Below are 8,025 nucleotides of genomic sequence, written 5' to 3'. Positions count from 1 at the left end.
CGTAAGAAGACTTCAAATGCGGACCACTAGGTGACACTAACTCTTGCATTGCTGCTCTCATGGCGCGTCGCATGCGCATCCCGACCTACCACATGGAAGCTGGCAACCGCTGCTTCGACCTCAATGTTCCGGAGGAGACTAACCGGCGGATGATCGACCATATCGCCGACTTCAACCTAGTCTATACTGAGCATGCACGCCGCAATCTTCTCGCCGAGGGTTTACATCCGCGACGAATTCTTAAAACTGGGTCACCCATGCGCGAGGTACTTAGCGCATACCGCCAAAACATCGAGGCTTCGAGCATTCTCGCTGAAAAGAATCTTGAGCAGGGCAAGTTTTTTCTAGTCTCCGCTCACCGCGAGGAGAACGTTGACTCTCCCAGGCGCCTTCGAATGCTGCTCGACTGCCTAACTGCCGTTTACAATCACTTTAAGCTCCCAGTGTTCGTCTCCACCCATCCGCGTACAAGGAACCGGCTCGAGTCTCTTCCCAATTGGTCAGAGCCGGAGGGTATAATCTTCTCTGAGCCGCTTGGGTTTTACGATTACAACAAGCTCCAACTCCAGGCAGCCTGCTGTCTCTCAGACTCCGGAACGATCGCGGAGGAGTCAACGATATTGGGCTTCCCTGCGGTCACCCTCCGAGATTCCATCGAGCGCCCCGAGGCTCTCGACACGGGCGGAATAATGATGACCGGACTGAATCCCGAAGATGTCGTCGCGGCCGTCCAAGTCGCGATGAGCAACGATTATCCACGTGACGCCGTGAGTCATCTCACTCCTTCCGATTACCTTATCGGCAATACGAGTGAACGCACCGTGAAATTTATCCTCTCGACCGCCCGTCGTCACCACCAATGGGAGGGCATACGTAAATGAACGTCGACAACGCGATTCATTTCGTCACAGTCGGCAACTGGTCCGGAGGTGGAAACGCGTTTCTTAACAATGCTAAAGAAGCTGCTGCCCGGCACGACGTACTTAACGGTGGACCGGAATCAGTGCCGATGATCGTACGAAATACTCCGACGCCCCTGGGAACGGCCCCTGGACCGTTCATGCTCGCGCCACAGAACGCTTGGCCGTGGAGGTTTGCGGGTGCCACACACAGGGAACTGGCCCGGGTATTGCCCCTGCGCCTTGCCAGTGAGCGAACAATGCGTAAACGCATCGGCCTTCTTCGCATATCTTCTGCCATTCCTGAGCGAGGAGACCCAAAAACTATGTCTCCTGTGATCCACAACGTCCTCGATTCCGGCTACGAAGCAGCACTTCTGGAATCTTCAACTATCACCGTCCCCGAGGCCCAGGACGCCATTGTCTGCCTTGGAAGCGTCTACTCCTATCGAAACATGGACAGCGTGGTGCGTGCTTACGAAAGGTACGTCACGACAGGAGGGAACGCGCCACTATTCCTAGCCGGCGCCCCCGGTGACCGAGCCACGGTCAACGCGCTCAAACAAAGTATTTCCAGCGTTTCCGCAGGCCAGATCACTTTGGTCGAGAAGGGTCTCAAGCGCGCAGAATGTCTCGCTGCATTCAGAGATGCGCGAGTAGTGATTCAGTCCTCCGTGATCGAGGCTTCGCCGTTCAGCGTGCTTGAGTCGCTGAGCGTAAACAGTCGTACAGTCTTAAGCAATATCTCCGCCAACCGTGAAATTCTGAGAAGCGCGCAAATCGCATGTGGCTCGGCCCACGACGGCTGGTTTCCGGCTCGCTCTCCCATTTCCTTGGCGGACGCGCTTAGCGCTGTATCGCGTCGCAAGTCGAACCCGATCTCAGAAGTGCTTTCTGACCCGCGGTTCCGAGAGCAAGAGCGCGATCGCTGGGGGGATGCAGTGGCAAAGTGGGTCACCAGTACGCTCGAACACAACCGGCACTGGAAAGAATAGGTCTCCGCCGGACACTAAAGCACGCTCACCCATGTAGGCGGCACTCCTACCTATAAGTGGTTCACGAGACGGAGGGAACTAGTCTTGAAAATCAAATCTGCTGTCCGGAAAACAGCCCGAGCAGCTGCTCTCGACGTCCTTTCAGCAAAGGCTATCGCCGATGGATCTATCGAGCATGGGATGTCTATTCCGCACGTGCAACTTCCCTATTTCCATGACCTCCCTGCGGCCGACGAGGAAGCTTTTCGAAGGATAGTCGCGCGTATTGCAGAGACGCACGAACTGATCCCTTACAGCGATGCAATGCAAAGAATCGACTCAGGGAATTTCGATCGCCCTTACGCGGCCTTCAGTTTCGACGATGGGTTTATCAGCAATCTTAGAATCGCTAAAATACTTGAAGATTTCGGCACAAGGGGAATGTTCTTCGTTCCGACGGAGTTTATCGGGACACGAACGACCGCCGAAGCGCGAGCGTTTTTTGGTTTCGCGGATGGCGTTGACGAAGGCGCTATGTCATGGCACGACCTTGAACTACTCAAGCAGAGGGGGCATGAGATCGGTAACCACACTAGCGGCCATAAGGTCTTGTCCTGGGTCTCTCCCGGCGAAGCAATAGATCAGATTTCTAGCGGCGCCGAGGCCATTCGTGCCCAGTTAGGAGAGTGCCATCACTTCGCTTGGCCAAGGGGCCGCTACTTCCATATGACAGCCCTCGCCGCCCAGGCCGTCTTCGATGCTGGACATAGCTCGTGCGCTTCTGCTGAACGCGGCGCTCACAGCCGCCGCGAGGCCCAGCCGCTCAGGGATACATGTATTCGACGGAATCATGTACTTGCATCATGGCCGCAACGTCATATCGACTTCTTCTTCGCGAGCACCGCCCTTCAGTCAATCGGATCTCCGGACCTCTGGCCCGGGGAGCTACAGATTCTCTGATGGATGTATTTCAAGAGAGTTTCCACGTGTGCAGGGCGAGGCTCGCATTCCGATGATAGAACAGAACGATTCCAGTTCTCTCTGCGCTCATCCTGAATGCAACTGACTTGTGTGCCAGGGAGCCTCGGCGAGCGGCATTCAACCGGGTTCGGCGTTTCCTCGACCTCCACACTGAAACTGCCTAATACCTTCTACGGCTACTTTTGTCGAACACCTTGTGCTTCCGGTCCTTACCTGCCGCTCGGCGGCGTCGGACAGTTGCTCGCCATATTCAGTCGACGGCTAATTCCCTCATATAGTGCCTATCCACGAGTTGTCCTCTTCATAGGAGGCCGCAATCAGTCCTTCACCACTCAGAGCCTCAAAACTCTGGGCGGACTCCGAGCTAAAGTGATTCCGCCAATCCCCGACGATTCCCTTCCGCAAGAAACTGGAAGGGTCTTCCGCCCCCGGCTTTCTCCCCGTGGAAGTCTCGAAAGAAAAGCGTTGAACAGCGGTCGAGACTTTCACCTCGTTCACCGTCTCGCCCGTGAGATCCTGCACCAACTCTGACAATGCCCGAATAGGGTCGGCGCGGAGTGCCTCGTATGTCACGGTTGAAACCTGAGGCCTGCCAATCCACTCTAGGACATGGTCGCTCCAACGGCGCCCATGGGTGGCACGCGGTGAGCCCCAGAAGTGATCAATGAATCTAGGGAGGTTCGCGAGCGAATCCCTGGGATCAAAGTTTGGCCCGTAGAGATAGTCGAATTCTTGGTTGACCCAGCGGGCTCGTGAAGGATTCTTGTCGGAACTCATTGCGCGAACGTAGTAGAAGTAGAGTGAGACCACGATGTCACGTCCGTCCCGGACAATGTATGCCGTCCTGGGGAACCGGGGATCGTATTCCCAATGAGCATGAACGACAGACTCCATCGCGATCGGGAGCATATAGCTCTTGGGGAAGGGAACACCTAGGTAAGTTGCTAACATCTGGCAAAGCCAGACTGTTCCAGACTTCGGGAATCCGCAGCCTAAGGTGATACCGATTCGCTCGCCTTGGTGGAGAGCAATAGTCTTGGTTGCCCTCGCGGAGACCCGACGCAACTGTTCTTCCAATGCTTCCCGGTTCGTTGATAGCACAGCTTCCCCTTCGGCGTTAGCAAATCTCTGTTCCGTCACTGGCGCTGAAAGAGCGTCCAGACGGGGCGGTCTAGTTGTGGGCGTCTTCCTCGAGTCTAAACAATTCGGCCGGCTCGTTTGGTGTGACTACACCCTTCGAGCGGGTGCCGCCTAAGGCAGGCCTAGATGCTCAGCCACAGGTCGACATCGTCCGAGTAGACCTTATAAGCTTAAGAGGTTCGGTGTGGGTCCAACTCGCCGCCAAGAGCGAAGGGCCAGGGCTTGAGGCCCATACTGTGTGATCAGGGTTAATGTGTGAGGCTTTCCGTAAGCACTCGTGCCCTGACTGCATCGTAGGTCTTGGTCGATGGTTCCAGCTGGTGCGGGTTCCCGTTCTCGCAGGCGTACTGCTGCCAGTCTGCAAGGCAATGTTTAGGGCGGTGTGTTCCCAGTATTCACCTGATACGCGGGACTGCGGTCACTGGTGTGGCGAAGGATGGAGACTCCGTGAAGTCGCTCAAGGTCAATCTAGCGTGGAATTTCGCAGGCCTTACGGTCTACAACTTCTCACAGTGGCTCTTACTCTTGATTCTGGCTCGCTTGGCGGACCCACGTGCGGTCGGTCAGTTTTCCTTCATCCTAGCGTTGTCGGCCCCGATTTTCTTGGCGGCGGGCCTGAATTTGCGCTTATACATGGCCACGGACGTGAGCTATCGATGGCGGCTTACTGAATACAGACGACTGCGCACAATCGCGAATGCTGTCGCTGTAATGAGCGTGATTGTTGCAGGATTTGCCGTTCGACTCCATTGGCTCGATATGGTCGCACTGGTGGTTCTCGCCGCCGCGAAGGTCGTCGAAGCTTCTAGCCAACTCGAGTATGCCCGGTACCAGCGCGCAGAGCGCTTCGACTTGGTGGCCCGGTCCCTGGTCGCCCGGTCGGCCTTTGGCCCGGTGCTTTTCTTGCTTTTATTCGCTGTGACGGATCAGCTTTGGGGAGCCTGCTTAGGCCTCTTTCTTGGGTGGTTGATGGCACAGCTTGTTTTCGACCGATCGGCCACGGAGTTCGTGTGCAAGCTGGAGCCCGAAGAGTTTCATCTACCGATTCGCCCGGGCAGTGTTCGGTCTCTGTTTGTTGAGGCCTTACCACTAGGATTCGATCAGGGCGTCAGTTCGCTCACGGTAAATGCACCTCGGTATAGCGTGCAATACACGGTCGGATCGTCTGGATTGGCAGTCTACTCGTCGCTTTCCTACCTTGCGCAGATTGTATCAATGGTTGGCACATCGATGGCAGGAGTATTCAATCCGCGACTGGCAAGGTACTACCGAAGCGGGAATCAAAAGGGCTTCATTCGTCTCATCGTTTTCCTCCTGTGCTTCGCTGGCACCATAGGGTTCCTAGCAACGTTGGGAGCATACCTTTTCGGCGATTTCTTTGTCCGTAACACTCTCGGGCCCGAGTACGTAAATCGCGAGTTGCTGGTGTCGCTCATGGTAGCTGCTGCGTTAATTACACTGCAACGAGCATTAAGCAAAGTTCTCGAATCATCACATAAGTTTGGCAGATATCTTGCGTTGGATATTACCATCGCCGCGGTGGTGTGTGCACTTTCTCCCTTCCTCGTTCACCGATATGGCCTGGTCGGCGCTGCTTACGCCACCGTATGCGCCTATGCAATTGGTATCACAATTTGCGGGTATCTAGCTATTAGAGTAATCCGCAGCCTGAGTAGCTGAAATGGCTTAAGCCGCCGCAGGTTTCCCGCCACGCCTTATGCGGGGTGCAGCTCTCGGTCAAGAGCATCGTCATGGCTCTGCTTTAACTAGACGGGCGGGACGTAAACCAAGCTTAGGTGCAGTCGGTCATGGCGCGTACCACTGGGCCCGCACGGTGAGCGCGCACCCGACGTCAACGAATGTTCTGTACGGCCCGCCGTGGAAACTCGCCGAGCGGGCACACTCGCGCTTTACATCCCTTCGATGGTCTCTATAAGTGCGTCGGCGCTCCTTCAGTCCTGAGTTGCGCATGTTGACGGGGGTTTGCTGCCTGTTTCGGATTCGAAGTGCGTAGCGGGGATGCGCCGGTGACGCGGTGAGGCACGAGATATGGGAGCCCTGGGGCGTGTAAGATGAAGGTTCCTGCGCCTCGCGCCGGGAAACCCGAGGACCCGCTTTGAACGCTACCGCCAGCCTACTTGCCGACAACTTGCCGCACTGTCGAGCTTGGGGTGACGATCACCGACGCCGCGGTGGCCGGCGAGTTCACGCACCTGTTCTGCACCCCGGTGACGCTTGACCCGGTCTGCGCAGCGTGCGGGACGGCGGGCCGGATGCGGGATCGTGTCGAGCGGAAGGTGACCGATCTGCCGATCGTGGGTCACCCCACAATACTGCACGTGCGGGTACGTCGCTTCACCTGCGACAACTCCGAGTACACGACCAGGATCTTCCAGCAACGCACGCCGGCGCTGGCTGAGCCTCGGGCCAAGACTCCCCGCCGGTAAACCCGCTGGATCCTGCAGCGTCTGGCGATCGACCGCACAAGCGTCTCCGCGGTGGCCAAGGCCCTGGGATTCGGGTGGGATCTGGTCAACGACCTGGCGGTCGCCGAGACTCGCACGATGGTCTACGACCAACCCGCCCTCGGCTTCCGCAAACTTGACCACTACATCCTGCGATCGCTCATCTACTCCCGCCTGTTTGGGACGCCTTTCGGAAAGCGCGGTTCTGATGATCGGGTAGCGGTCGGACGGGCATCGGATAGCGGCCCGTCCGACCGCCGGACCGTTACGGCGTTGCTGCGGCGAGGTGTCGTCGCATGTTGGGTCCGTCGAGGGCGATGATCTCGGCGCCGGCGACGATCCGGTTAAGGATCGACTCGGCGATGACCGCGTCTTGGAGCGACTTGTACCAATCGGGCGGGTCGAACTGGGAGGTCACCAGAGTCGACCCGCGGCCTTCGCGGGCGGCCAGGATGTTAAGCAGCTCCGCCGCGGTGTGCGGCGCCACCGGGGTGGTCAGGAAGTCGTCCAGCACGAGCAGGTCGCAGTTGTGCAGGTCGGTTAGGAAGTCCAGCCGGCGCTGCGAGGTCGGCTCCAGTACGGCGAGCCGGTTGGCCAGGTCGTCGAGCCGGAAGAACCTCGCGGTGTAGTACTTTCGGCACGCCGCGTTGAGCAACGCCTGGGCGAGGTAGGTCTTGCCCACGCTGGACTGGCCGAGCACGACGAGATTACGAGTGGCGTCGATCCATTGACAGCTGGAAAGACGTGCGATTAGCTCGCGGTTGACGTTGCGGTCAGGCAGGTAGCGGATCTCTTCTACGCAGGCGTCAGGGTTTGGCGATCTGGAGGCCTTGAGTAGTTTCTGGGTCCGGCGTTCCTGCCTGGCCGTGATCTCTTTGTCCAGGGCGTGGAAGATCTTCTCGGAGAAGGTCCACTCGTCGCAGGCGGGATCGTTGGCCAGATCGATGACGGTCTGTCCGAACGCGGTCATCCGCAGCTGCGTGAACAACGGCATGTCGGCGTCGGTGAGATGGCGATCAGTCACTGGGACTCCTCCTGCCCCGAGGTTCCGATGCTCGTGCTCGGGCGTCCTGTGAGGGCGGTGAGGCTGAACTGTTCGGGTCCGGCCAGATGCGCCCCGGTGGTATCTCGCTGACCTGGCGGCGGTGCCAACCGGGTCGTCGTGGCCGGCGGTGCCGCGGTCGTGGTGGGTCGGGCTGCGGCCTGGGCCCTCAGGGCTGCCAGCTGCTGCTTGACGGCGGTGTAGCTGATCGCCCGGCGGGCAGTCTCGGAGACGAGTTGGCCGCAGGCACGCTCGAGCAGCATCTTGTTGTCGCCGCGGGCCAGGGCGAGGATGTTCTGGCACGAGCGGTAGCCCTGCGCCTCGATCCGCTGGCGATCCAGGACCTCACTGATCGCGGCGACGGTGTTCGGTCCGATCTTGTGGGCCTGGCGCACGAAGTACGCCCTCGACCACAGGTCCGAGGACTGCAGATGCTGGGCGGGCACGTGGTCAGGGTCGGTGACGAACGAGTGGCGCTTACCGGAGACCGCGTGTGACGACGGACACGAGAGACTGCCCGTAGG

General features: G+C 58.4%; 6 protein-coding genes and 2 pseudogenes. 5 read left to right on the top strand and 3 right to left on the bottom strand.

Features of this window, described 5'->3' with window-relative positions; all coding sequences use genetic code 11:
* Positions 1 to 38 precede the first annotated feature (38 nt).
* The 3 genes and pseudogenes from CEY15_RS17165 to CEY15_RS17160 form a co-directional block, all read left to right on the top strand.
* Positions 39 to 881, top strand: a pseudogene (locus tag CEY15_RS17165) (UDP-N-acetyl glucosamine 2-epimerase); the annotation flags it as partial.
* Positions 878 to 1,894 carry a glycosyltransferase gene (locus tag CEY15_RS18290; RefSeq protein ID WP_141244313.1) on the top strand — a complete coding sequence of 339 codons (1,017 nt, stop codon included), beginning with the start codon at positions 878 to 880 and terminating at the stop codon, positions 1,892 to 1,894. The pseudogene CEY15_RS17165 and the gene CEY15_RS18290, both read left to right, overlap by 4 nt.
* An 84-nt stretch (positions 1,895 to 1,978) precedes the next feature.
* Positions 1,979 to 2,833, top strand: a complete 855-nt coding sequence (locus tag CEY15_RS17160) for a polysaccharide deacetylase family protein (protein WP_141244312.1) — start codon at positions 1,979 to 1,981, stop codon at positions 2,831 to 2,833.
* A gap of 291 nt (positions 2,834 to 3,124) precedes the next feature.
* On the opposite strand, the gene CEY15_RS17155 is transcribed toward CEY15_RS17160, so the two are convergent.
* Positions 3,125 to 3,748: a sulfotransferase domain-containing protein gene (locus tag CEY15_RS17155; RefSeq protein WP_176475172.1), complete on the bottom strand. Its 624-nt coding sequence runs from the start codon at positions 3,746 to 3,748 to the stop codon at positions 3,125 to 3,127.
* A 693-nt stretch (positions 3,749 to 4,441) separates the two neighbouring features.
* Here CEY15_RS17155 and CEY15_RS18285 point away from each other — a divergent pair.
* Entirely contained in the window at positions 4,442 to 5,674 is a 1,233-nt protein-coding gene (locus CEY15_RS18285) for a lipopolysaccharide biosynthesis protein (RefSeq protein ID WP_141244310.1), read from the top strand.
* Between the two features lie 491 nt (positions 5,675 to 6,165).
* Positions 6,166 to 6,441 (top strand): transposase family protein, encoded by a 276-nt coding sequence (locus CEY15_RS18905; RefSeq protein ID WP_245847710.1) that lies wholly within the window; start codon positions 6,166 to 6,168, stop codon positions 6,439 to 6,441.
* 283 nt (positions 6,442 to 6,724) lie between these two features.
* On the opposite strand, the gene CEY15_RS17145 is transcribed toward CEY15_RS18905, so the two are convergent.
* Both CEY15_RS17145 and CEY15_RS17140 read right to left on the bottom strand, forming a co-directional pair.
* Positions 6,725 to 7,483 carry an ATP-binding protein gene (locus CEY15_RS17145; protein ID WP_095719429.1) on the bottom strand — a complete coding sequence of 253 codons (759 nt, stop codon included), beginning with the start codon at positions 7,481 to 7,483 and terminating at the stop codon, positions 6,725 to 6,727.
* Positions 7,480 to 8,025 (bottom strand): annotated as a pseudogene (locus tag CEY15_RS17140) (IS21 family transposase); the annotation flags it as partial. The gene CEY15_RS17145 and the pseudogene CEY15_RS17140, both read right to left, overlap by 4 nt.

Origin of the sequence: Dietzia natronolimnaea, assembly GCF_002289575.1 — a bacterium.
In the GTDB taxonomy this organism is placed as follows: Bacteria; Actinomycetota; Actinomycetes; order Mycobacteriales; family Mycobacteriaceae; genus Dietzia; species Dietzia natronolimnaea_A.
The sequence above is the reverse complement of the archived record's forward strand: the minus strand, read 5'-3'. Positions and strand labels throughout refer to the sequence as shown.